The following is a 24,389-nucleotide window of genomic DNA, read 5'->3' as shown; positions in this document are numbered from 1 at the left end:
GATTGCGCATCAAAAATGCCGCCATGGATATGGCGGCATCTGAAACCGACGTCTGTCGGGTGGCATATGGGCGATGTCAGGCCCGGGAAAACACCGGAAAGACGACCGTAAAAATCACCTTGCGGCAGCCAGCCGGAGCATCACCTGTTGCGATCAAAAGACCGGTACGACGGCGCCGCCATAGGTGGTTTCGATGAAGTTGCGGATTTCATCGGACTGGTAAATCTCGACGAACTCCTTGACCCAGTCGGCATCCGCATCCTCGGTGCGCGCCACGATCACGTTGGCGTAGGGGCTGTCGGGGCTTTCGATGGCAATCGAATCCTCGATCGGGTTGAAACCGGCATCGAGCGCATAATTGGTGTTGATCGCGGCAACCGAAACATCGTTGAGAACGCGCGGCAGCTGCGCCGCATCCAGCTCAAGAATTTCGATATTCTTGGGGTTTTCAACGATATCCAGCGGCGTTGCCTTCAGTCCGGCGCCATCGGCAAGCTTGATAACGCCCTTGGCTTGCAGCAGAAGAAGCGCACGGCCGCCATTGGTCGGGTCGTTCGGGATCGCGACACGGCTGTTTTCCGGAATGTCGTCGACGCTTTCGACCTTGTTGGAATAAATGCCCATCGGCGTGATGATCGTCTTGCCGACGGCCTTCAGGTCATAGCCGCGATCGGCGACCTGGTTGTCGAGATAGGGCACGTGCTGGAAGCTGTTGAGATCGAGATCGCCGTCATTGAGCGCCTGATTGGGCACGACGTAATCGCTGAAGCTGGCGATTTCGACATCAAGTCCCTTCTCCTTGGCAAGCTTCTGCACCTGCTCGAGAATTTCCTCATGCGCACCGGGGGTCACGCCGACGATGATCTTGTCCTTTGCAAGGGCGGGCCCTGCAACAACGGCAGCGGACAGAGCGAGTGAGGCAAATAGGTTTACGAATTTCATTGTGTTGTCCCTGGGCTGCCCGCCGGGCATGATGCCGGACAGGCCTGTTTCCTGATATTTTTCTCTGATTATCCTGTGCCCGGCCGATGCTGAAGAAATCCGGTTTCCAAAGCCGGTGCCTTGGCGCAATTTCTTGCCAAAAACCGGTGCGCCCGCAGCCGGGCCGGACACCTGCAAGCACCTTACCAGGTCGGGGTGATGGCACCCTTGAACTGTTCCTCGATATAGGCCTTGACCTCGGGGCTGTGATAGCTCTCAACAAAGGTGTTCACCCAGTCGGCATCCTTGTCTTCCGCACGCACGGCGATGATGCCGACATAGGGCGCTTTTGCGCCTTCGCGGAACAGCGAATCCTTGACCGGGTTGAGGCCGGCATCCAGCGCATAATTGGTGGTGATCAGCGCAACATCGACATCATTGAGCGCGCGCGGCAGCTGGGCGGCATCCAGTTCGACAAAGTCGAAATCATGCGGATTGTCGACAATGTCGACGACGCTGGCGCGCACACCGATCCCGTCCGTCAGACCGATCAGGCCCTGATCCTCAAGCATCAGCAGGGCGCGCGCGCCATTGCTCGGGTCGTTGGGAAGCGCGATTGTCGCCCCGTCGGGAATGCCATCCTTGCTGTCGATCTTGCTGGAATAGCCGGCCATCGGAAAATTCACCGACTGGGCAACGCTGACGAGATCGAAACCGCGATCGGCGACCTGATTGTCGAGATAGGGCTGATGCTGAAAGGAGTTGATATCGAGGTCGCCATCGTTGAGCGCCTGGTTCGGCACGACATAGTCGGAAAACTCGATGACTTCGAGATCAAGCCCCTTTTCGGCGGCAACCGCCTTCACCTTCTCGACAATCTGGGCATGCGGGCCGGGTGTGACGCCGACCTTTTTGGTTTCGGCATGGGCCAGACCGGCGGAAAGGAGGGCGGCGAGCACCGCGGTGGAAAGCAGTTTCTTCATGACAGATCCTCTTGGCTTGGGAAAATCCTGGGGACCGGCATCGGTGCTGCCGATCGCCTACCGGCTTGCGTTTTTCTTGTCGAAGCTGCGCGCCAGGCGGTCACCGGCGCTCTGGATCGCCTGCACCAGCACGATCAGCACCACCACGACCGCCAGCATGACGCCCGGCATGAAGCGCTGATAGCCATAACGGATGCCGAGATCGCCGAGACCGCCGCCGCCGACGGCACCGACCATGGCGGAATAGCCGATCAGGCTGACGATGGTGAGCGTGAAGGCCAGCGTGATGGCGGGCTTCGATTCCGCCAGCAGCACCTTGACGACGATCTGCATCGGCGTGGCGCCCATGGCGCGGGCCGCCTCGATCAGCCCCTTGTCGACTTCACGGATGGCACTTTCGACAAGCCGCGCAAAGAAGGGAATGGTGGCGACCGTCAATGGCACGATCGCCGCCTGGGTGCCGATCGACGTGCCCGCGATCAGCCGCGTAAACGGAATGATCGCGACCACGAGAATGATGAACGGCGTTGACCGCGTGGCATTGACGATCAGCCCGACAATACGGTTGAGAAGCGGCGCCTGCAGCAATTCGCCCCGGCCGCTCGTGGCCAGAAAAATGCCGATCGGCAGGCCAAGCGCGGTGCCGATCAGGCCGGAAATGGCGACCATCTGCAGCGTCTGCAATGTTCCCTTGGTCAGAAGAGAGATGAGCATATCAGGCGACATAACCGACGACCTCCGCATTCAGACCGGTTCGGGCATAGAAGTGTTCGGCCTTCTTCATCACCGCCGGATCGGCGGAATAGGCCACATAGAGCGTGCCGTAGGGTTCTCCGGCAATCTCGTCCACGGTTCCGGCAATGATGTTGACCGGGCTTCCAAGCTCCGCCATCAGGCGCGAAACCAGCGGCTGATCGGCGGTCTCACCGAAAAACCGCAGGCGCAGAAGCGCATCGCATCCCGGTTTCGGCTCGGAGATCACCTGGCGTCCGATCCAGTCCGGCAGGCTGCCGCCCGGCAGTGCCGCCAGCATCGACCGGGTGGTCTCGTGTTGCGGTGCGGTGAAGACATCGAAGGTCCGCCCGCTTTCGGCAATCCGGCCGTTGTCCATCACGGCAACGCGGGATGTCACGGCCTTGACCACTTCCATCTCATGGGTGATCAGCAGCACGGTCAGGCCGAGATCGCGGTTGATCGTCTTCAACAGTTCAAGGATCTGCTGGGTGGTTTCCGGGTCAAGAGCCGATGTCGCCTCGTCGGAAAGCAGCAGCTTGGGCTCGGAGGCAAGCGCGCGCGCAATGCCGACCCGCTGCTTCTGCCCGCCGGAAAGCTGTGCCGGGTAATGGCGGGTGCGTTCGGAAAGGCCGACAAGATCGATCAGCGGCTCGATCCGCTTCCGGATCTCCTGCTTGCCAACGCCCGCAATCTCCAGCGGCATGGCGACATTGTCATAAACCGTGCGCGACGACAGAAGATTGAAGTGCTGGAAGATCATGCCGATTGACCGGCGCACGGACCTCAGCGCCACTTCATCAAGGGCGGAAACCTCCGTGCCGTCGACAATCACGCGACCCGCGCTCGGCTTCTCCAGGCCGTTGACCAGCCGCACGAGCGTTGACTTGCCCGCGCCCGACCGGCCGATAATGCCGGTAATCGCGCCCCGGGGCACGCTGTAGCTGACATCGTCGAGCGCCTTGAAGGCGCGTTTGCCGGTCTCCCGGCTGTTGAAGCTCTTGGTCACATTTTCAAAGCTGACCATCGGCGACACCGTTTCAGTGTCCTGCCGCACGGTCAGGCCGGAGACATTTTCCGCCATCGGGATCTCTTCTTATGTGCAGCAACCGACGAGGAAATCTCGCGGGAAACCGCTTGGAAAAGGTTTGCAACCCGTTAGCACTCTCCACCGGTTCTTTTCAAACCGAAAATACGAAAGCCGGTGTTTGCCGGGTATGTCCGCACGCCCCGGGCCAATTTCAGACGCGCCGCATCCCTCACACCGTCGCCATGCTGGGCAGGGCTTTGCCGGCCAGACCCTCGATGTCGCGCTTGGGCGGGGCGCCGAACAGGCGGCTGTATTCGCGACTGAACTGCGACGGGCTTTCATAGCCGACATGGAAGGCAGCGCCCGCGGCATCGAGATGCGCGTTCAGCATCAGCCGCCGCGCCTCGTTGAGACGCAGCCATTTCTGATATTGCAGCGGGCTCATCGCCGTCAGGTGGCGGAAATGGTGATGCAGGCTGGAGGGGCTCATCTGCACATGGGCGGCCAGATCCTCGACGCGCAGAGGTCGCGCATAATTGGTCTTCAGCCAGTCGACGGCGCGGGCGATCCGCTGGCCCTGGCTGCCGACGGAGACGATCCGCAGCAGCCGTTCGGCGACATCGGTCCTCAGCAGCCGGTAGTGGATTTCACGCTCGATCAGCGGTGCGAGCACGTCAATCGCCTCAGGCTCGTCAACCAGCGACAGGAGCCGGCCAAACGCCTCCTCCAATCCGGGCGTCATGGTGCCGACGGCCGCACCGGCATCCGCGCCCGTGCGGGCCGTCGGCACGGAGACCTGCGCGCTCAGTTCGGCAATCATGCGCAGATCAAGGCGCATGACCATGCCCAGACAGGGCTTGTCCGGGCTTGCCTCCAGCACCTGCGAACTGCCGGGCAGATCGAGCGAGGCGATCAGGAACCGGTCTGCGCCATATCTGTATTCCCGGTCGCCGATCAGCATCTGCTTTGCGCCCTGCAGAACGAAGACGATACAGGGCTCGACGCGGCAGCTGACCGGCTCCGTCGTTGTCTCCCTGCGGAAGAGCGCAAGGTTGGGAACCGGCGTTTCCCGGTCTTCCCGGCCGGCGATGTGGCGCTCGACAATATTGCAGAGTGCTCTAAATTTATCTTCGGACATGGCCTGAGGCCCGTTCTGAGTATGGTTTGTCATTTCAGACGTCCCTTGATCGTGTTGTGTTCAGCATAAGGGGTGCGCGGCTGGATGTCGCCTGAAATTCCCGGGATCTGGAGGATCAGGCAAGAAATTGACTGAATCAGTCTACCTTGTCTCCGCGATGATGTGGAATATTGCATTCATCCAAGCCCGGGGACGTTTGAACCCGGCTATGCCGCCGGGACATCCGGCACAGAAAAATAAACAAGGAGGTTTGTTATGATTAAGGATAAAGTCGTTCTCATCACCGGTGCATCGTCCGGTATCGGCGAAGCCGCCGCCAAGCTCATCGCCAGCAAGGGCGCCAAGGTCGTTCTCGGCGCACGCCGCGAAGACAAGCTCAAACAGATTGCCGACGAGATCAAGAACGCCGGCGGCGAAGCCGTCTATCAGGCGCTCGATGTCACCAAGCCGGCCGACAACGAAGCCATCGTCAAGCTTGCCAAGGACAGCTTCGGCCGCCTCGACGCGATCTTCCTCAATGCCGGCCTGATGCCGGTCAGCCCGGTTTCCGCCGTCAAGACCGACGAATGGAAACAGATGGTCGACGTCAACATCAACGGCGTTCTGAACGGCGTTGCCGCTGTCATGCCGACATTTACCGAACAGAAGTCCGGTCACATCCTCGCGGTTTCCTCGGTTGCCGGCCTCAAGGCCTATCCGGGCACGGCTGTCTACGGCGGCACCAAGTGGTTCGTCCGCGACTTCATGGAAGTGCTGCGCATGGAATCGGCCATGGAAGGCACCAATATCCGCACGGCAACGCTCTATCCGGCCGCGATCAACACCGAACTGCTCGACACCATCACCGACAAGGGTTCGGCCGACGGCATGCAGCAGGTCTATGACGCCTTCGGCATCTCGCCGGACCGCATCGCCGACGTCGTCGCCTTCGCGCTCGACATGCCGGAAGACACCAATGTCAGCGAGTTCACCGTCGGGCCGGCCAACCAGCCCTGGTAAACGGAAACGCCGTATCGGCCTGCCGGCAGCGGCGGGCCGATACGACTTGCTGAAGGCGGTTTCGGTTTCACAGCATCAGATTTCACGCCTTCGCGCGACAAAGGCCCGGCAGACGACATCGTCTGCCGGGTGTTCCTGTCTATGACCTTTTGTCGCCTTGTTTCGAGCAGCGTCCATCCTGGAACGATCGTTTCGACAGCGAACTGACGGTGGCAAACGACTTCGTTGGAGAAAAGCGCAGAAGCGTCCGGCAAATGGGCGGATCGCGTGCGCGATTTGGTAAAAAATCCGTCACCTGCAGACAAAGTGAATATTGTAATGCGGGGTTAGGCCCGTCGGCCCGAGGCTGCGATTGAGGTCAACTTGACGGACAAATATAGAATATAGATTTTGGGACGCTGTCTTCGCCTCGCAGAGGTCTAACGCAAAACATCAACAAAAATCGGGATTTTCACGAAAGGCAGAACGGATGGACAATTGGAGGCGCGGGCTGGCGAATCTTCTGATTGTATTTTCGTTCCTGTGCTTTGCAGGAGCGCTGATAGCATTCAATATCGCGTTGTTTCCGTGGGGCTTGGTTATGATTGGCGTGCCCGTTTTTATCCTATTATGCAGAGAAATAGCAAAACGGCGTTGAACGTCCGGAATTCGCCTTATGGCTGCTTTCCAATGTAACGGAAATCCTGAAGCCGGGTATGTCGGATGTTTCGCGACAAGATTCCAGCCTGTGACACATTTGGGTGTACTCAACGGTGACAGTTGAGTGTGACGCTCACGGCCCGTCACAATAGGGTTGGTTTCGCCATTCTGCAACGGGCGGACAGAGCGGCGGTCCGGCGGTTGCGCGAAGATGATTGCGCATTGCGCAAAGGCTGAAGCCGGGTATTGTGGAACCTTCCCGGTTCCCGGCTTCGCATCCTCTATCATACGGTGATCCGCGTTGACCGAGCGCCTTCAACAGAACAAGGACGCGGCCGCATATGGACAATTCAGAGCTTCAGGATAACCGGTTCTCGCCAGACCGGACGGCGGCGCTGATTGCCGTCCTGATCGCCTTTTTCGGCATACCGGCAACCATTTCCGGGGTCGCGACGATCATCCCCAATCTGAGTTCCGTGCTGGCTGTCAGCCTTTCGCAGGTTCAGTGGGTGATCACCTCCTTCCTGCTCTGCTCGGCCGGAATGACGGTCGTTTTCGGCGCCATCGCCGACAGCCGGGGCAAGAGGCGGGTGTTTCTGTTCGGCATCATGCTTCTGTCGTCCGCCTCGCTGGCCAGCGCGTTTCTGACGGACTATGCCGCTCTGGTGATTGCCCGCAGCATTGCCGGCATCGGCGCGGCAGCGCTTCTGGCAACCGGCCCCGCCGTGCTGAATGCCCTGTTCGACGGCCACAGGCAGATGAGCGTCTTCGCCATGTTCGGAACCGCCATTGGATCGGGACTGGCGCTTGGCCCCGTACTTGCGGCATTCGTGGCGACGCGGTTCGGCTGGCAGTCGGTCTTTCTGGTGCAGGCGGCTTTCTTCGCGGCTGCCGGTGTGGCGATGGCGAAGAGTGCCGTCCCCGAAACAGGGAACCCGACAGCGCCGTCGATGGCGATTTCCCACCTGCTGATCCGCTTTGCCGCGACAATCTCTCTGTTTTTCGTCCTGATCGAAGGGCCGTCGCTCGGCCTCGGCAATCCGTCCGTATCCGGCGCTCTTGCCATCGGCCTCGCCTCGGTTCTGTTTCTTTTCATCATGCATCGCCGCCGCAGAACCGCTGATAGGGAAGAGGCCCGCGGCATCAATCTCGGTTACTGGGGCTGGTGCCTTTCCGCCATCTTTCCCTCACTCACCTTCTTCGTCATCCTTCTTTATATGCCGACCTATCTCATCGTCGTGCACGGCCTTGGCGAGGTCGAGGCGAGCTATCGCATGGCGGCGCTGACGGCGCCGATGGTTGTCTTTCCGCTGCTGACGAAACCGGGGCTGAAGCTCGGCCTGCCGCCCTTTCTCATCCTGGCGCTCGCCTGCCTGACGGTTCTGACCGGCATTGGCCTGTTCCTCGGCAATGCCGCGCCGCTGCTCCTTTCCCTGGCGCTGATCGGGGCTGGCAGCGGCATCACCTTCAGCCTGACCGACATGCAGGCGCTCCGGCATATCGAACGACACCAGACCGCCAAAGCCGCCGGCATTATCAACACGGTCCGGCTCGGCAGCGAGGCCGTTGCCGCCGCGCTCTATGGCAGCGTGTTCTGGCTGTTTCTGCTGAAATGGTCGAACGACAACCCGTCGGCCCTCACGCGGCTTGGCGACACAACGGCGAAGCTGAAAGCGCTTTCTGCGCTTGCCGCCGGAAAGCTGGCGGAAAACGTCCCGGCGGGCATTCTCCGCACCGCCTACGACTTCGCGTTTCATCACACCGTGTTCGTCATGTTCTGCCTGGCGCTGACGGTTATTACGGGCAGTCTGAGCCTGATCAGGTCCGGCCGCGAAGCCGTTCGGATCGGCGCGGCGTAAAGGGCCTGCAGAGGAATAAAGAGGTTCTTGATGACAGATCGTCCGATCATGATGCTGACCGGGGGAAGCCGCGGCAGGGCTTGTCATGCACGCCATCGAACTGCCGAACACGGCGTCCGTGCCGGAACTGCATGTCAATTGCAGGCTGGATGGTCTGTTCTGAGCGCTCCGGCTGACCGCGATTGATGAGCTGGTTGCATGAATATTATGCCTGCCACGCCCATGAAACGACCCGCCTTGCACCCCAGATAACAGGGAAGCCCGCTGAATGACAGCTGTGGCCTCCCTTTCATTCGCGCCCCCGCGTGAACGAACCGGTTCACCTCACATTTCAACAACGAAGAGGTTCTGCCATGTCACAGGACACACCCGTCTGGTTCGTCACCGGATGCTCGACCGGTTTCGGACGGGAAATCGCCAAGCTGGTTCTTTCAAAAGGCTGGCGCATCGCGATGACCGCCCGGCGCCCGGAAAGCCTTGCCGATCTGGTCGAAGGCCATGAAGACCGCGCCTTGGCGCTTTCACTCGACCTGAACGATCCGGCGACAATCGACAAGGCCGTTGCCGACGCCGAAGCCCGGTTCGGCCATATCGACGTTCTCGTCAACAATGCCGGTTACGGCTATTTCTCGGGGATCGAGGAAGGCGAGGACGCTGAAATCCGCCGTCAGTTCGAGACCAATGTCTTCGGCCTCAACGCGCTAACGCTGAAAGTCCTTCCCGGCATGCGCGCGCGTCGCAAGGGGCATATCCTCAACTTCTCGTCCATTGGCGGGCTGATCGCCTATCCGGCGCTCGGCTATTACAATGCGTCCAAATTCGCCGTCGAGGCGCTTTCGGAGGCTTTGGCAAAGGAAGCGGCACCGCTTGGCATCAGGGTCACCATCGTCGAACCCGGCGGTTTCCGCACCGACTGGGCCGGACGCTCGGTGATCGAATCCAGCATCGAGATCGACGATTACGCGGAAACCGCCGGCGCCTATCGCAAGGGGTTGAAGGAAGGTTCGGGCCATCAGGCCGGCGATCCCGTGCGCGCGGCCGCGGCCGTGGTGAAAATCACCGAGGTCGAAAACCCGCCGCTGCGCCTTCTGCTCAGCGCGCAAGCCTATGAACGCGCCATGGAGCGGGTCGAGGAACTGCGCAAAAACTTCGAGGACTGGAAAGACCTGACCCTCAGCACGGACTTTCCCGAGGGCGAATAGGCCTTTGACAGACCGCTGTGGAAATGCCGCGACCTTCCCGAGAGTTCGCGGCAAAAATGCTGTATTGCACCTGAGAGGCAGCCGGACGCGCTAACGCCGCCCGGCTTGCCGGTTTCACAGCGTGTAGCCGGGTTTCTTGTAGAGCTTTTCCGGTGCAGACATGATCTCCGGCGTATAGACATCGTCCTTCCACCGTTCGGGCTCGATTTCCTCGATCGCCACGCTCACGGCATCAACGCCGGTATCCATATGTTCCACGACATCCCGGGTGATGGCTTCCGCCAGTTTCCTTTTCTGCTCTTCGCTTTTACCGGCTCTGACTTTCACGATCACATGTGGCATTGAGGGCTCCTGTATTTGTAAAGATCGACGCAGGCGCGGCAAGCCTTGCCGGATGCGCGTCAACGCCCGGACATCATCGGACGCTGTTTCTGTTTTATTCAGCAATATGGAATTTAGTGCGGTGATGGACGCTGTAAAAGGCGGCGGCACGACTGGCGCCCATGAATGGAATTCATGAAAAGCGGCAGGTTCAGCACCCCTGCACGGCTTGATTCATATATCGATACAAGGCCCCCGTTGTGTGGGCAGCCGGCGCGCGCCTGCAATTTTCATAAAACCGAAAATTCACTGAAACAGAACTGTCACAGTATCGGTGCATTGATTGCGCCGTGAATTGCACAGCTGTGCAAAATCTCTTTCAGACCTGACCGCCGCCGTTCTCCGGCAGCGTTCAGGAAAGGGCCGGGACGGTTTCATGAGCGCGATCGAAATCACATCAGTCGATAAATCCTTCGGCAAAACCAGCGTGTTGCGCGGTGTCTCGCTTTCCATTCGCTCGGGCGAATTCGTGGCCATTCTGGGGCCGTCGGGTTGCGGCAAGACGACGCTGTTGCGCGCGCTTGCCGGTTTCGAGCCGGTCAACCGGGGCACGATCCACATTGGCGATACGCTGCTTTCCGGCGAGGGACATCATGTGCCGCCGGAAGAACGCGGCATCGGCGTCGTCTTCCAGAGCTACGCGCTCTGGCCGCATATGAGCGTTGCCGGAAATGTCGCTTATGGGCTTCGGGTCAAGGGACTTGCGTGGCAGGAGCGCGAAGAGCGCACAAGGCGGGTTCTGGACCTCGTCGGCCTGACGGATTTTGCCGACCGCCGCCCGGCAGCCCTTTCCGGCGGACAGCGCCAGCGCGTGGCGCTGGCCCGCTGCCTTGCCATGGATGCCGGCGTCGTGCTGCTCGATGAGCCGCTGGCCAATCTGGATGTCCACCTGCGCGGTGAAATGGAAGAGGAATTTGCGCGTTTCCACCACGAATCCGGCGCGACAATGTTCTACATCACCCACGACCAGTCGGAGGCCCTTGCGCTGGCAGACCGGGTTGCGGTGATGGACAAGGGGACGATCAGCCAGTTCGCCAGCCCTTCCGAACTCTACAGCCAGCCCGCAAACGAAATGGTCGCCACCTTTATCGGCGAAGGCCAACTTGGCGTGATCGAGGATTTCCGGCCCGACCACAGCGGTTATGGCTTTGCCCGTTTCTTCGGTGCGCCGGTGCAGCTGCGCTGCCATCCGTCCGCTTCGCCCCGCCACGCGGCGCGCGTTGCCTTTCACCCCGGCGACCTGCGGCTGACCGAGACCGACGGCATTGCCGCCACCATCCGCCGGATCACCTATCGCGGCGACATCCTGCGGGTCGAGCTTGCCGCCGGCCCCGATAACCAGACCCTTTTCATGAACGTTCCTGCCCCGGCCCGTATCGAGGCCGGGCAGCGCGTAGCCGTCACGCTTGCCGACGGCTGGGTCCTTCCGGACCTGCAAACAGAAGACGCCTCTTTCTAGCTCCCAACAATCGAGGAAATCCCCGATGAAACTTTCCATGCTCGCCCTTGCCACCGTCAGCACGCTTGCCTTTTCGGCCGCCCACGCTGAAGAAACCATCACGCTTTACACCAGCCAGTCGCCGGAAATCGCGCAGGAAACGGTGGACGCATTCGAAGCCGCCAATCCCGACATCAAGGTCAACTGGACCCGCAACGGCACCTCGGCGCTGATGAATGTGATGCGCGCGGAAATCGAGGCCGGCAACATCCAGCCCGACGTGCTTCTGGTCGCCGACCCGATCAACCTTGGCACGCTGAAGGCCGGCGGCCACCTGATGGCCTATCCGCAAGCCCCGGTCGATGGCTATGACAAGGCCGCCTACGACAAGGACATGACCTTCTTCGGCACCAAGGCGATCACCACCGGCATTGCCTACAACACCGAAACCGCCGAACCGGTCGAGACCTGGAACGACCTTCTGGTCGACGATAATCGCGGCCAGATCGCCGTGCCGAGCCCGCTTTATTCCGGTGCGGCGCTGAACCACCTTCACGCCCTGATCAATGCGCCGGACATCGGCTGGGCCTTTTATGAAGGTCTGAACGATCTCGACATCGTGCCCGAAGGCGGCAACGGCCCGGCCACCAAGGCGGTCGCCTCCGGCATGGCAAAATACGCCATCATCGTCGACGCCAATACGCTGCGCGCCAAGGCCGATGGTTCGCCGGTCGACTATATCGCACCGAAGGACGGCGTTTCCTTCATCGGCGAGCCGGTTGCCATCATGAGCACGACCCAGCACGAAGACGCCGCCAAGACCTTCGTCGACTTCCTGCTGTCGCAGGAAGGTCAGGAACTGGTTTCCAAACAGGGCAATATCCCGCTGCTGCCGGGTGTTGCCGCACCGGAAGGCTATCCCGATCTCTCCTCGATGAAGCTTCTCGGCTACGACGTCGACACCGCCGTTGAAAACAACGACCAGGTGCGCGAGCAGTTCGCCGACATCTTCGGTCTGTAAGCGCAATGTCTCTTTCGACCACAATTGCAGGGGAGCGTCCGTTGCGGACGCTCTCCACGCTTTCCGGCGCATTGCGCAACGAGCGCACGCTAATGCTGGCGCTGGCGCTGTTTGTCGGCGTGCTGTCCATCCTGCCGCTCGGACGGCTCCTCTACGCCGCTTTCGTCACCGGCACGGGGTTTGAACTTGAGCGCATCGCCGATGTTCTCGGCGGGCGGCGCGTGTTCGAAGCCACCGTCAACACCGTCTGGATTTCGCTTGCTGCAACCGCACTGGCAACCGTCGCCGGAACGCTTGCCGCACTTCTGGTCGGCGCCAGCGACATGAAGGGCCGCACGGCCTGGGTTTTCGGCTTCGTGCTGCCGCTGATGATCCCGCCGCAGGTGATCGCGCTGGCCTGGATACAGGCCTTCTCGCCGGCCAGCCCGGTGATGCAGCTTTTCGGCCTGTCGCTTGAACCCGGCATGCGCCATCCGCTTTATTCCGCCGGCGGCATTGTTCTGCTGCTCGGTATCTACAACGCCCCGCTTGTGTTTCTCGCCGTTCGCGCCAATCTGCGCCGCGTGCCCGCCGATCTCGTGGAAGCGGCCCGCGCGGTCGGTGCCTCACCGCTGCGCGCAACGCTCGGCGTCATTCTGCCGCTGATCCGTGGCGGTATTTTCGCCGGCGCGGCGCTTGCCTTCGTCTCCTCCATCGGCAATTTCGGCATTCAGGCGATGCTCGGCATTCCCGCCCGCGTGCCGACGCTGATCACGCTGATCTACCGGCGGCTGAATTCCTATGGTCCCTCCGCGCTCAATGACATGGCGCTTCTGGCGCTGCTGCTCGCCGTGCTGACCGTGCTGGGCATGGGCCTTGCCGGATGGCTGAGCCGTATGGGCGACCAGCGCGTCGACGGCGCATCGAAACCGTTCAAGTTTCCGCTTGGCCGTTTCCGTCTTCCGGTCACGGCACTCGCCTGGGGCTATCTCGTTCTGGCATTGGCGCTGCCGCTTTCAGCCCTTGCCGGTTCGGCTCTGGTGCGCGGCTACGGCCAGCCGCTCAATCTGGAAACGCTGACCTTCGAGAACTTTTCCAATGCGCTCTTCCATCACGAGGGCATCCGCGAGGCGTTTTTCACCAGCCTGTGGCTGACCGGGCTTGCCGTTGCCATTCTCATTCCGGTGTCTGTCGCGCTGGGCTATTTCCTCAGCTGGCGCCATGGCGTCACGCCGCGCCTGCTCTATCTCTCCTCGCAGTTGGCCTATGCGCTGCCCGGCATCATCATCGGCGTTGCCATGATCCTGTTTTTCCTCAAACCGCTACCGGTTCTGGGCACCAGTCTCTATGGCACGGTCTGGGTCATCCTCGCCGCCTATCTGTCGAATTTTCTGGCGCTGGCGCTGCAGCCGATTCTTGGCGGTTTCGCCCAGATCGAACGGTCGCTGGATGAAGCCGCACAGGTGGTCGGCGCCGGTATCTTCCGCAGGCTGAAGGATATCATCCTGCCGGTTCTGGCCCCGGCGGCAGCGGCGTCCGCCATTCTGGTATTCATGACCGCGATCAACGAAATCCAGACTTCGGTACTGCTGGTGTCCTCGCGCGCGCAGACCATCGGCCCGATGATCATCTTCCTTGAGGAAGCCGGTTCATCGACACTGGCCGCCGCCGTCGGCTGCCTGATGGTGCTGGTCATCCTCACGCTGATGCTTTTCAGCCTGACCTTCGCAAGACGGCTTCCGCAGGGTGTATTGCCTTGGCACGACTGACAGTGATCAGCGGACTGAACCGCAAGAGTGCCGCCATCTTTCTGGTCGAGGCCGATGGCAAACGTATCCTGTTCGATTTCGGCGACGGGCTGGAACCCGGCGAACACCCCGATATCCGCAGCCTTGGCGTTATCGACGCCATCTTTCTCAGCCATGCCCATTCCGACCATGCCGGCCTGCTGGAAAAGATCGATGACATCGGCGCGCCGCCGGTCTTTGCGACAAAGCGCACGCTGGGTTTTCTGAACGGACGCATCAGCACCAAAGCAGCACAGGTGATTCCGGAGCGCGAATCGTTCCGGTTTGAAGGCATGACGCTGACCACCGGACGCTGCGGTCATGCGCCGGGCGGCGTCTGGTTTCATCTGGAAACGGAAAACGGCGGGTTCATCTATACCGGCGATATCAGCCTGGAATCGGCCGGCATGCCGTTCGATCCGCCGCCGCGCGCGAAAACCCTGCTGATCGACGCCTCCTATGGCGACCGCGACCAGCCGCTGACGGCGCAGATCGACGCCATTGCCGCAAAGGCCAGCGAGGGAGCGGTGCTGTGCTGTCCCGCAGCCGGGCGCGGCGCGGATATGGCCGTGGCGATGGCGGAACGCGGATTGGCGGTTCATGCCAGCGACGTGATTGCCCGGGAAACGCAGATGGCGACAGGGGCGACATTTCCGGTGGTCGACGGCGAGACCGCCAGACCGGATCAGGTCATCATCGCAACCGAATCCAACGGCGAGGCCGGGCTTTCCGCAGAGCTTCTGGCGCGGGGCGGCTTTCGCTTCGTCTTCTCAAGCCATGTGCCCGACGGCACGCCCGCCGCAGCACTGATTGCCCGTGGCGAGGCCGTCTGGATGCCCTGGAACGTCCATCCGCGAAAACGCGATGTGACAGCCCTTGCCGATGATTGCGGCGCGACCACGGTTCTGCCGGCCTTTGTCGACATGGCCAAAGCCCCCGAACTTGCCCGCGCGCTTGGTTCGCGGCTAAGACTGAGCACCGAAACGGAGATCTGAATGACCCAGGAAAAACGCCTCGGCGTTCCCGAACACGTGCCCGAGGCGGAAGCGCGCGAGGATGACCGCCCGCTTCTCTATCGGGTCATCGAGGATTTCGGGCCGCATCGCAAATCGCTGTTTCTGGGAAACCTCGCCGCGGCGGAAGACGCTGACTGCCTGCTTGCAGCCGGCATTACCGAAACGCTGAACGTCTCGATCAACATGTTTCCCGGTCCGCTGGAACTGGCGGACGGCGTCCATATCCGCCGCTACCAGATCGGCATGATCGACGGGGCCGGCAACAGCCCGCATCTGATGGCCGCCGCCGTTCAGACCATCGAAGGCCTGATGAGCGGCTATGTGCCGGCCAAACCGCATTACCCCAAACACCGCAAGGGCCATGTGCTTGTCCATTGCCGCGGCGGGCGTTCGCGTTCGGTCGCGCTGATTGCGCTCTGGCTTTCGGCTTTCGCTCGGCACCGGTTCGAAAGCTTCGAGGCAGCACTTGCCCACCTGCGCGCACTGCGCGGGCTGGATGAGAGCTATCCCCTGCCGCCAATGCTGGCCCTTGCCGATGCCGTCAGAACGCGTAACCTTCTCGGGACAGAACCGACCGTCTGAAGCAGGACATGGCCGACAAATTCGTTTCCGCATCCGATGTTGCCCGGCGGGCCGGCGTTTCCCGTTCAGCCGTCTCCCGCACCTTTACCGAGGGCGCCAGCGTTGCGCCGAAAACCCGGGCGCGGGTGATGAAGGCGGCCGAGGAGCTGGGCTACCGCGTCAATCTTCTCGCCCGCACGCTGCATAAACCGCGCTCCGACCTCGTCGGCCTTGTCGGCGCCAACCTGTCGAACCCCTATATCTCCGCGCAGGTCGATGCGCTGACGGCGGCCCTTCACGGCAACGGGCTGCAATGCATGCTGCTGAACCTGGCAGGCGCCGAAGAAGACGTTGAAAACGCGCTGGCAAAGCTTCTGGAATATCGGGTCCGCACGGTTGTGCTGTTATCCGGTGCGGTGCCTGATACACTGGTGCGGCTGGCCGCTGCCAATGGCACGCGCCTCGTGCTGATCAACCGGCCATTGCCGGACAATATCGGACGCGTCGACCAGATCGAGGCCGATTCAGCAGCTGGCGGCGCGCTGGCGGCGGAAAGGCTGATTGCCGCGGGCTGCCGGAATGTGGCCGTCGTGCTTTCGGCCTCCAGAACATCCGCCAAACTGGCGCGGGCCGAGGCGTTTATCCGGGTGATGGCGGAAAACGGCATACCGGTTACCGAATGGAGCCAGGGCCGCAACACTTATGAAACCGGCATCGAGGCCGCCCATGGCCTGCTGTCCGCACCCGGCATTGACGGCGTTTTCGGCGTTACCGACGAAATCGCGCTCGGCGTGATGAACACGGCCCGGCACGAACTCGGCCTCTGCGTTCCCGACGATGTCTCGGTGATCGGCTTCGATGACGCGCCAATCTCCGACTGGTCGTCGCACCGGCTGACCACCATCCGCCAGTCGCTGTCCTCGCTGACGCAAGCAACGCTGAAGGCCATCACCGGCCCGGCAAGCGCCCCCTCATCGCACCATTTCATCCCCGTCAGCCTGGTTGAGCGGGGATCGGTGAACAAGGCTGGAACGGCCTAGAGACGTCAGATCGCGTTGGCGCGCCGGTCGGCGATATAGAGTTCGCGCAGCTTCAGGCTGGTCGGGCCCGGCTTGCCGTCGCCGATCGGCTGGCCGTCAACAGCAATGACGGGGGTGATGAAGTTGCTGGCGGAAGTATAGAACGCTTCCTTCGCAGCCTTGACCTCTTCGACGCTGAAGGGGCGCTCTTCCACCTTGAAGCCGTTGCGGGCGGCGATTTCCAGCGCAGAGGCGCGAGTAATGCCGGGCAAGACCACATGGGAAAGCGGCCGTGTCACAATCACATCGTCCTGGGTGACGATATAGGATGTGGCCGACGTCTGTTCCGTCACGAACCCGTCCTTTACCAGCCAGGCATCATCGGCGCCCTTGTCATGGGCTTCCATCTTGGCAAGGCTCGGATAGAGCAGCTGGACCGTCTTGATGTCGCAACGCCCCCAGCGCAGGTCTTCAAGCGTCACCACGGTGATGCCATTTTTCGCCGTCGGGGTGTCGATGACCGTCTTCTTCTGGGTGAACATCGAGAAGGTCGGCTCCATATCCTTTTCGAACATGAAATCCCGGTCGCCCGGATTGCCGCGCGAAACCTGAAGATAGATCAGGCCTTCGCGCATGTCGTTACGTTCGGCAATCTCACGGTGAAGCGCGAGCAGGCCTTCATCATCGACCGGCTGCTTGATGCCGATGGCATCGGTGGAGCGCTTCAGCCGCGCGGCATGGCCGTCATAATCGAGCAGCTTGCCATCGAGAACGCAGGTGACCTCGTATATCGCATCGGCAAAGACATAGCCGCGGTCGAAAATCGACACCTTTGCCTGGTCTTCAGGCAGCCATTCCCCGTTCAGATAAACGATGCGTCCCATGATGTATGCTCCTGTGCGTCATTCTGCCGTTTCACCCTCAAAACGGTCATAGCCGCGTATAGTTTTCGATTCAACGTCTATTGTTTCGCTGTTTATTGCAAAGATGAATGATTTCGCGCATCAAACACGCGGAAATTCATCTCAGGCCGCACGTAACCGCTTGACGAGATGGACCATGAAGGCGGTCGCAAACAGCGGGGTTGCCAGATTGACAATCGGGATCGCGACAAAGCCGGCGACCACAAGACCGGCGAGAAAGACGGTGAACCCTCTTTCGCGCCGGAAGGCGCGGGCGGCTTCCGGCGTCATGAAGCGCATCGCCGCAAACTCGAAGAATTCGCGGCCGAGAAGATAGCCGTTGACCACAAAGAAGGCCACCAGATTGACCCCCGGGATCAGCAACAGAAGAAGCGCCAGGATATTGCCCAGAATGATGACGCCGAGGAATTTCAGCGCCTCCTTCATGGCCGTGAACACCGGCAGCGCCGTTCCGGGCGGTTCTGCAGGATAGTGCAGACGCTCGATATGGTCCGCAGCATCATCCAGGAAAATACCGGCGACGAAGGCGGACACCGGCGCCATCAGAAGCGCAAGGCCCAACGCCAGCCCGACGGCGGCAAAAATCAGCAGAACGAAGGTGATCCAGCCGGTCCATTCCGGCATGGTTGGAAACAGATTGGCAAGGACGGGAAAGGCGAGCCACAGGAAAAGCGCCCTGATCGCAAACCAGAGCGCAATCAGACAAAGCAGCGAAAGACCGAGCACCTTCCACAGAATGCTCCGCATCTTGGGGTCGATCAGATCCAAAAGCGCCTGACGCGCTGCTGTCATCAGCATCGGCAGCTCCCCGCCCCTTTTTTCGCGCCCGTCGCGAAAGCCTTGTCTTTCCGATGTAGTTCAGCATCCGCCGACCTGCAAGCGCCGCTTGGCGGAACCGAGCGACTGCGCCTGTATCGCGATGACAGCGCGCGATACAGGCGCGAGCCTTCAGCCGTTTCAGGAATTGTGGCCTTGCTGCTGGGCAAGCCAGTCGAGGCTCTGGTGAAGCCCTGTAAGATCTGCGGTCGCGACCTCCTGCGCATCCGGCCCGTCATAGCTGACCATGATTTCATCGCGCCCGACGCGGGCCGCCGACAGCACCGGCTGGACGATCTTCTGGTCATGGGTCACATATCCGCCTTCGGCCTCATCCTTCTTGAGGTCCTTGACCGGAACGGACGCGATTTCCTGCCCGTCGACGGCAATCGTGAAAACCCCGTCGGGGCTCAGCGTTTCGATCCCGTCAATCGTTGGCAGAACCATGGCGACCGGCGCATTGGCCTTGCTGGCCTTTACGAAAACGGGAATGGCCAGTCCGCCGTCATCGGCCGGCATCCGGCTGGTGGTCAGCCGACAGGTCATCTGACTGTCGCAAACCGCATCCCATGTGCCGCCGGAATCAAACATTTCCGCCGCCGAAGCGGTGGTCTGAAGCGAGAGAATACCAATCACCGAAGCGGCAACACCCGCATACATAATCCTACGCATTCTCATGAACGTCTTCCTCTTCTGCATGTTGACAGCGGCGCGATGAAGACAGCGGTTCCCGCCAGAATTGTGGCGCGAAACATTACAATACCTTAGGGATTTTGATGATGCGCAGCTTGCAAAGCTTGGCATTGTTTCGGCGGTGCTTTGGAAACGCAAAACAAATGCCCGGCTTTCGCGGGGGATCGTTTGTTGACAAACCTATCCTTCAACACGGTGTCATCCTCGTGCTCGACACGAGGATCCAGGCAGCGCGGCAAGGGTTCACAATAAACCGTAGTCGATTCAATCGCTTGAGGTCGCATGGATGCTCGGGTCAAGCCCGAGCATGACACTTGTGGAAAGGCAAGTGAAGGCGTCAACCTGCGTTTCCAAGCGTTTGTCAGCAGTCCGAGCCCGGCTTTGCCGGGCACGTTCAGGCAGGCCTTCAGGCCGCGTCCTTGGCCTTGCGTTCCAGCCGGCGGGCGTGGAGGACGGGTTCGGTGTAGCCATTCGGCTGTTCGCGGCCCTTCAGCACAAGATCGAGCGCGGCCTGAAAGGCGACCGAGTCGTCGAAATGACCGGCCATCGGGCGATAGGCCGGATCGCCCTCGTTCTGGCGGTCGACGACGGCGGCCATCTTCTGCATGGTGGCGACAATCTGCTCCTCGGAGCACACGCCGTGATACAGCCAGTTGGCCATATGCTGCGAGGAAATGCGAAGCGTTGCGCGGTCTTCCATCAGGCCGATATCGTTGATGTCCGGCACCTTGGAGCAGCCGACGCCCTGATCGATCCAGCGCACCACATAGCCGAGTATCCCTTGCGCATTGTTGTCGAGCTCGGCCTGGATTTCCTCTTCCGACCAGTTCGGCCGCACCGCCACCGGCACGGAGAGGATATTGGTCAGGCTGGCGCGTTCGCGGCCCTTCAACTGCTCCTGCACCTTGGCCACATCGACGGTGTGGTAATGCGTGGCATGCAGCGTGGCGGCCGTCGGCGAGGGCACCCATGCGGTGTTGGCGCCGGCCTTCGGCTGGCCGATCTTGGCCTCCAGCATCGCCGCCATCAGGTCGGGCATGGCCCACATGCCCTTGCCGATCTGCGCATGGCCGGAAAGCCCGCATTCCAGACCGATATCGACATTCCAGTCCTCATAGGCGGAAATCCAGGCGGCCGACTTCATGTCGCCCTTGCGGATCATCGGGCCGGCTTCCATGGAGGTATGAATTTCGTCGCCGGTGCGGTCGAGGAAGCCGGTATTGATGAAGACGACCCGGTCCTTGGCGGCGCGAATGCATTCCTTGAGGTTGACCGTGGTGCGGCGCTCCTCGTCCATGATGCCCATCTTCATCGTATCGGGCTTCATGCCGGTAATTTCTTCCACGCGGGTGAAAAGCTCGGCGGCAAAGGCAACCTCTTCCGGCCCGTGCATCTTCGGCTTGACGATATACATCGAACCGGCGCGCGAATTCATGTGACGGCCGCCCTCGCCGATGTCGTAGAGCGCAATCAGGGCCGTGACGGCGGCATCCATGATGCCCTCCGGCACCTCACGGCCATCGCGGTCTAGGATCGCGGGATTGGTCATCAGATGGCCGACATTGCGAACCAGCATCAGCGAGCGGCCGGGCAGCGTCTTCACAGAACCGTCGGGGGCCGAGAAGGTAACATCGCCTGCCAGCCTGCGGGTGAAGGTGCGCCCGTTCTTGCTAACCTCCTCCGTCAGGTCGCCCTTCATCAGGCCGAGCCAGTTGGAATAGGCCAGCACCTTGTCTTCCGCATCGACAGCGGCCACCGAATCCTCGCAATCCATGATCGCCGTGATCGCCGATTCAAGTCCGATATCACCGATGCCGGCAGGGTCGTCCTTGCCAATCATGCTATCGGGGTCGATGAAGACCAGCACATGGAGGTTGTTGTTGACGAAATAGAGCCGGAAAGCATCACCTTCCTCGTCCTTGAAACCGGCATATTGCGCCGGATCGGCAAGGCCGGTTTCGCCGACCGTGCTTTTGACGATGAGAGAACCGTCCTGATAGGAAAAGCCGGTGACATCCGCCCATTTACCGGCTGCCAGCGGCACATTCCTGTCGAGAAAATCCTTCGCCCAGGCAATAACCTTCTCGCCGCGCTTCGGGTTGTAACCCTTGCCCTTTTCCGCGCCGTCCTCCTCGGAAATCGCATCGGTTCCGTACAGCGCATCGTAAAGCGAGCCCCAGCGCGCGTTTGCCGCATTCAGCGCATAGCGCGCATTCATCACCGGAACGACGAGCTGCGGCCCGGCAATGGTTGCGATTTCAGGGTCGACATTGTCGGTCGCAACGGAAAAATCCTCACCCTCGGGCAGGATATAGCCGATCTCGCGCAGGAAGGATTCGTAGGCTGCCATATCCGCCGGCGCGCCGTTTTCCTTGTACCAGGCGTCGAGCTTTTCCTGCATCGCATCGCGGGTTTTCAGCAGCGCCCGGTTTTTCGGCGCAAGCTCGTGCACGATTTCGGAAAAGCCGCTGAACCAGGCTTCCGCGTCCACGCCCGTTCCGGGCAGCACGGTTTCGGTCAGAAAATCATGAAGTGCCTTGTCGAACTGAAGACCGTGTTTTTCGATACGGGCCATGGAGAAAACGCCTTTTCGGATGAATTGTCTGATGCCAATGTAGCGACGCAGGCGACGCCGTCAATTCGGTGTAAATTTGAAATATTATTTCCGAATTGGAATTAATATCGGAATTCCCCGCCCATCGGACAAAAGTAGGGAAAAGGCCCTGCCGAAAACGGCCAGCGGGCGGCGAACACAAAAAGGCCGGCGCAACGCGCACCGGCCTTTGAATGTTTCACGTGAAAACAGGGTTAACGGACCCTTTAGAGAATATAGCGCGACAGGTCCGTATCATTGGCCAGATCGCCGACATGCTCGCGCACATAGTCGGAATCGATCATCAGCTCCTGGCCCGACTGGTCGGGTGCGGTGAACGAGACTTCGTCCAGAACCCGTTCCATCACCGTCTGCAGGCGGCGGGCGCCGATATTTTCGACCGTGGCATTGAGGTGCACGGCGACATCGGCAAGCGCGTCGATTGCGTCTTCGGTGAAATCGAGCTTCATCTCCTCCGTCTCCATCAGCGCCTTGTACTGGCGGATCAGGCTGGCCTCGGTTTCCGTCAGGATACGGCGGAAATCTTCCTTGGTCAGCGCCTGCAGTTCGACGCGGATCGGCAGGCGACCCTGCAGTTCCGGCAACAGGTCGGACGGTTTGGAAACGTGGAACGCGCCGGAGGCCACAAACAGGATGTGGTCGGTCTTGATCGGTCCGTATTTGGTGGCAACCGTGGTGCCTTCGACCAGCGGCAGCAGGTCGCGCTGCACGCCTTCGCGGGAAACGCCCGCACCCATGCGGCCGTCACCGGCGGCAATCTTGTCGATCTCGTCGAGGAACACGATGCCGTCTTCCTGCACCAGACGCATGGCCTCGCGCTGGATCACCTCGTCATCGAGCAGCTTGTCGCTTTCGTCGCGGATCAGGTCTTCATAGGAATTCTTGACCGTGGTGCGGACCTTCTTGGTCTTGTCGCCCATGCCCTTGCCGAACATTTCGGAAAGGTTCAGCACGCCGATATTGGCGCCGGGCATGCCGGGTATTTCGAGACCGGGCATGCCGGAACCGCTGTCGGCAATCTCGATATCGATTTCCTTGTCGTCCATCTCGCCATTGCGCAGCTTCTTGCGGAAACTGTCACGCGTTGCCGGCGATGCGGTCTTGCCGACCAGCGCGTCAAGCACACGCTCCTCGGCATTGGCGTGGGCTTTCGCCTGCACTTCCTGGCGCTTTTTCTCGCGCACCAGAACAAGGCCGATTTCCACCAGATCGCGGACAATCTGCTCGACATCGCGGCCGACATAACCGACCTCGGTGAACTTGGTGGCTTCGACCTTGATGAAAGGCGCGCCTGCAAGTTTGGCCAGACGGCGGGAAATCTCGGTCTTGCCGACACCGGTCGGGCCGATCATCAGAATGTTCTTCGGCATCACCTCGTCGCGCAGATCATCCGGCAACTGCTGGCGGCGCCAGCGGTTCCTGAGCGCGATGGCGACGGCGCGCTTGGCATCATGCTGGCCGATAATATGGCGGTCGAGTTCGGAGACGATCTCGCGGGGGGAAAAATTGGTCATCTGTTACTGCTCCTCAAGCATCGCGGGCCATCAGCAGCGCCGGACCGCTTGTCATGCTGAAAGTTCCAAGCCGGACGAAACCGGCTTTCTCGTAGGCGCGGATCGCCGCCGCGTTGTCGGGATGCGGATCGACGAGGACGCGCTTTGCGTCTTTGTTCAGTGCCCGCTCCGCCATGGCGGAGACGAGACGGGTTCCAAGTCCCTTGCCGATCATCCCGGCCGGGCCGATAAACTGGTCGATCCCGAACGTGCCGGCGGGCTGTTTGGCCAGCGCCGGCTCTTTTTCACGCTCGCCATCGAGATCGCAGAGCTGGATGTAGCCGAATGGCGTATCGTCCAGCAAAACGACGAAAGGCGAAACGGTTGGGTCATCGAGATGCGCACGCATCTGCTCCACCTGCTTTTCCGCCCGTTCCCACCATGCCGCAACATGCGGCGCGGCAAGCCAGCGGGCCATCAGTCCAAGGTCGCTTTCGGCAAGCGGCCTGAAACTTATGGTCCCGTCATGCGGCATCCAGCGTTTCCACGATGATATTGCCGTTGGTGTAGACGCAGATTTCCGAGGCGATCTCCATGCCCCGGCGCGCCACCTCATCGGCGGGCTTGTCGCTGTCCATCAGCGCCCAGGCGGCCGCATAGGCATAATTGCCGCCCGAACCGATGGCCATGACGCCGTGTTCGGGTTCCAGCACATCGCCGTTACCGGTCACAGCCAGCGTGATGTCCTTGTCGGCGACCAGCATCATCGCTTCGAGATTGCGCAGATATTTGTCGGTCCGCCAGTCCTTGGCGAGTTCCACACAGGCGCGCATCAGCTGATCGGGGTATTGCTCCAGCTTGCGCTCCAGCCGCTCCAGCAGCGTGAACGCATCGGCGGTGGCGCCTGCAAAACCGGCAATGACATTGCCCTTGCCGATGCGGCGCACCTTGCGGGCATTGCCCTTCATCACCGTCTGGCCGAGCGAGACCTGGCCGTCGCCGGCCATCACCACCTTGCCGTCCTTGCGCACGGTTATGATGGTGGTCGCGTGCATGGTGCCGAAAGGATTGTGTTCGCTCATGATAAAAACCTCGCTTACGGCTTCGCGAAAGCGCACGAAGCCCTGTCCGGCACCCTATGTAGG

Annotated in this window: 22 protein-coding genes; 9 read left to right on the top strand and 13 right to left on the bottom strand. The window is 60.9% G+C overall.

Annotation, left to right across the window (positions count from 1 at the left end):
• Positions 1-153 precede the first annotated feature (153 nt).
• The 5 genes from ABID12_RS00775 to ABID12_RS00755 all read right to left on the bottom strand — a co-directional run bounded on the left by ABID12_RS00775 (position 154) and on the right by ABID12_RS00755 (position 4,837).
• Positions 154-942, bottom strand: coding sequence for a MetQ/NlpA family ABC transporter substrate-binding protein (locus ABID12_RS00775; protein WP_354432706.1), 789 nt, complete (start codon positions 940-942; stop codon positions 154-156).
• 182 nt (positions 943-1,124) lie between these two features.
• Complete coding sequence (locus tag ABID12_RS00770; protein ID WP_354432705.1) at positions 1,125-1,904, bottom strand: MetQ/NlpA family ABC transporter substrate-binding protein; 780 nt, start codon at positions 1,902-1,904, stop codon at positions 1,125-1,127.
• 57 nt (positions 1,905-1,961) lie between these two features.
• Complete coding sequence (locus tag ABID12_RS00765) at positions 1,962-2,630, bottom strand: methionine ABC transporter permease (RefSeq protein ID WP_354432704.1); 669 nt, start codon at positions 2,628-2,630, stop codon at positions 1,962-1,964.
• Complete coding sequence (locus tag ABID12_RS00760; RefSeq protein ID WP_319519764.1) at positions 2,620-3,663, bottom strand: methionine ABC transporter ATP-binding protein; 1,044 nt, start codon at positions 3,661-3,663, stop codon at positions 2,620-2,622. Before ABID12_RS00760 ends, ABID12_RS00765 begins: the two co-directional genes overlap by 11 nt.
• A gap of 232 nt (positions 3,664-3,895) precedes the next feature.
• Positions 3,896-4,837, bottom strand: a complete 942-nt coding sequence (locus ABID12_RS00755; protein ID WP_354432703.1) for an AraC family transcriptional regulator — start codon at positions 4,835-4,837, stop codon at positions 3,896-3,898.
• A 222-nt stretch (positions 4,838-5,059) separates the two neighbouring features.
• On the opposite strand from ABID12_RS00755, the gene ABID12_RS00750 reads away from it, so the two are divergent.
• The 3 genes from ABID12_RS00750 (at position 5,060) to ABID12_RS00740 (ending at position 9,503) form a co-directional block, all read left to right on the top strand.
• On the top strand, positions 5,060-5,803 hold the full coding sequence (locus ABID12_RS00750) for an SDR family oxidoreductase (protein ID WP_354432702.1): 744 nt from the start codon (positions 5,060-5,062) through the stop codon (positions 5,801-5,803).
• A 980-nt stretch (positions 5,804-6,783) separates the two neighbouring features.
• Positions 6,784-8,301 carry an MFS transporter gene (locus ABID12_RS00745; RefSeq protein ID WP_354432701.1) on the top strand — a complete coding sequence of 506 codons (1,518 nt, stop codon included), beginning with the start codon at positions 6,784-6,786 and terminating at the stop codon, positions 8,299-8,301.
• Positions 8,302-8,654: 353 nt separating this feature from the next.
• Positions 8,655-9,503 carry an oxidoreductase gene (locus tag ABID12_RS00740; protein ID WP_354432700.1) on the top strand — a complete coding sequence of 283 codons (849 nt, stop codon included), beginning with the start codon at positions 8,655-8,657 and terminating at the stop codon, positions 9,501-9,503.
• A 114-nt stretch (positions 9,504-9,617) separates the two neighbouring features.
• Here the strand turns inward: ABID12_RS00740 and ABID12_RS00735 are convergent, their stop codons facing one another.
• Entirely contained in the window at positions 9,618-9,845 is a 228-nt protein-coding gene (locus tag ABID12_RS00735) for a tautomerase family protein (protein WP_106309092.1), read from the bottom strand.
• A gap of 415 nt (positions 9,846-10,260) precedes the next feature.
• Between ABID12_RS00735 and ABID12_RS00730 the strand changes: the two genes are divergently transcribed.
• Genes ABID12_RS00730 through ABID12_RS00705 form a run of 6 tightly spaced genes read left to right on the top strand, consistent with a single transcriptional unit; the run spans position 10,261 to position 16,726 of the window.
• Complete coding sequence (locus tag ABID12_RS00730) at positions 10,261-11,343, top strand: ABC transporter ATP-binding protein (RefSeq protein WP_354432699.1); 1,083 nt, start codon at positions 10,261-10,263, stop codon at positions 11,341-11,343.
• Positions 11,344-11,368: 25 nt separating this feature from the next.
• The gene (locus ABID12_RS00725; RefSeq protein WP_354432698.1) at positions 11,369-12,343 is read left to right on the top strand and encodes an ABC transporter substrate-binding protein; all 975 of its coding nucleotides are present in this window, start codon (positions 11,369-11,371) and stop codon (positions 12,341-12,343) included.
• Between the two features lie 41 nt (positions 12,344-12,384).
• A complete protein-coding gene (locus ABID12_RS00720; RefSeq protein ID WP_354432697.1) occupies positions 12,385-14,091 on the top strand; it encodes an ABC transporter permease in 1,707 nt (568 codons plus the stop codon).
• A complete protein-coding gene (locus ABID12_RS00715; RefSeq protein WP_354432696.1) occupies positions 14,079-15,104 on the top strand; it encodes an MBL fold metallo-hydrolase in 1,026 nt (341 codons plus the stop codon). Before ABID12_RS00720 ends, ABID12_RS00715 begins: the two co-directional genes overlap by 13 nt.
• Positions 15,105-15,707 carry a dual specificity protein phosphatase family protein gene (locus tag ABID12_RS00710; RefSeq protein WP_354432695.1) on the top strand — a complete coding sequence of 201 codons (603 nt, stop codon included), beginning with the start codon at positions 15,105-15,107 and terminating at the stop codon, positions 15,705-15,707.
• An 8-nt stretch (positions 15,708-15,715) separates the two neighbouring features.
• The gene (locus tag ABID12_RS00705; RefSeq protein ID WP_354432694.1) at positions 15,716-16,726 is read left to right on the top strand and encodes a LacI family DNA-binding transcriptional regulator; all 1,011 of its coding nucleotides are present in this window, start codon (positions 15,716-15,718) and stop codon (positions 16,724-16,726) included.
• Positions 16,727-16,731: 5 nt separating this feature from the next.
• On the opposite strand, the gene ABID12_RS00700 is transcribed toward ABID12_RS00705, so the two are convergent.
• From ABID12_RS00700 to hslV, 7 genes are all read right to left on the bottom strand, one after another.
• On the bottom strand, positions 16,732-17,589 hold the full coding sequence (locus ABID12_RS00700; protein WP_354432693.1) for a D-amino-acid transaminase: 858 nt from the start codon (positions 17,587-17,589) through the stop codon (positions 16,732-16,734).
• 141 nt (positions 17,590-17,730) lie between these two features.
• The gene (locus tag ABID12_RS00695; protein WP_354432692.1) at positions 17,731-18,426 is read right to left on the bottom strand and encodes a sulfate transporter family protein; all 696 of its coding nucleotides are present in this window, start codon (positions 18,424-18,426) and stop codon (positions 17,731-17,733) included.
• A 159-nt stretch (positions 18,427-18,585) separates the two neighbouring features.
• Positions 18,586-19,122: a DUF1176 domain-containing protein gene (locus ABID12_RS00690; RefSeq protein ID WP_354432691.1), complete on the bottom strand. Its 537-nt coding sequence runs from the start codon at positions 19,120-19,122 to the stop codon at positions 18,586-18,588.
• A 421-nt stretch (positions 19,123-19,543) separates the two neighbouring features.
• Positions 19,544-21,712, bottom strand: coding sequence for a malate synthase G (locus ABID12_RS00685; RefSeq protein WP_354432690.1), 2,169 nt, complete (start codon positions 21,710-21,712; stop codon positions 19,544-19,546).
• 245 nt (positions 21,713-21,957) lie between these two features.
• On the bottom strand, positions 21,958-23,265 hold the full coding sequence (gene hslU, locus ABID12_RS00680) for an ATP-dependent protease ATPase subunit HslU (RefSeq protein WP_106309119.1): 1,308 nt from the start codon (positions 23,263-23,265) through the stop codon (positions 21,958-21,960).
• Positions 23,266-23,278: 13 nt separating this feature from the next.
• Positions 23,279-23,779 (bottom strand): GNAT family N-acetyltransferase, encoded by a 501-nt coding sequence (locus ABID12_RS00675; protein ID WP_319518349.1) that lies wholly within the window; start codon positions 23,777-23,779, stop codon positions 23,279-23,281.
• Complete coding sequence (hslV, locus tag ABID12_RS00670; protein ID WP_106309441.1) at positions 23,769-24,326, bottom strand: ATP-dependent protease subunit HslV; 558 nt, start codon at positions 24,324-24,326, stop codon at positions 23,769-23,771. The genes ABID12_RS00675 and hslV overlap by 11 nt, the downstream gene beginning before the upstream one ends.
• Positions 24,327-24,389: the final 63 nt, after the last annotated feature.

The organism is Martelella mangrovi, from assembly GCF_040545495.1.
Lineage (GTDB): Bacteria > Pseudomonadota > Alphaproteobacteria > Rhizobiales > Rhizobiaceae > Martelella > Martelella mangrovi.
The sequence above is the reverse complement of the archived record's forward strand: the minus strand, read 5'-3'. Positions and strand labels throughout refer to the sequence as shown.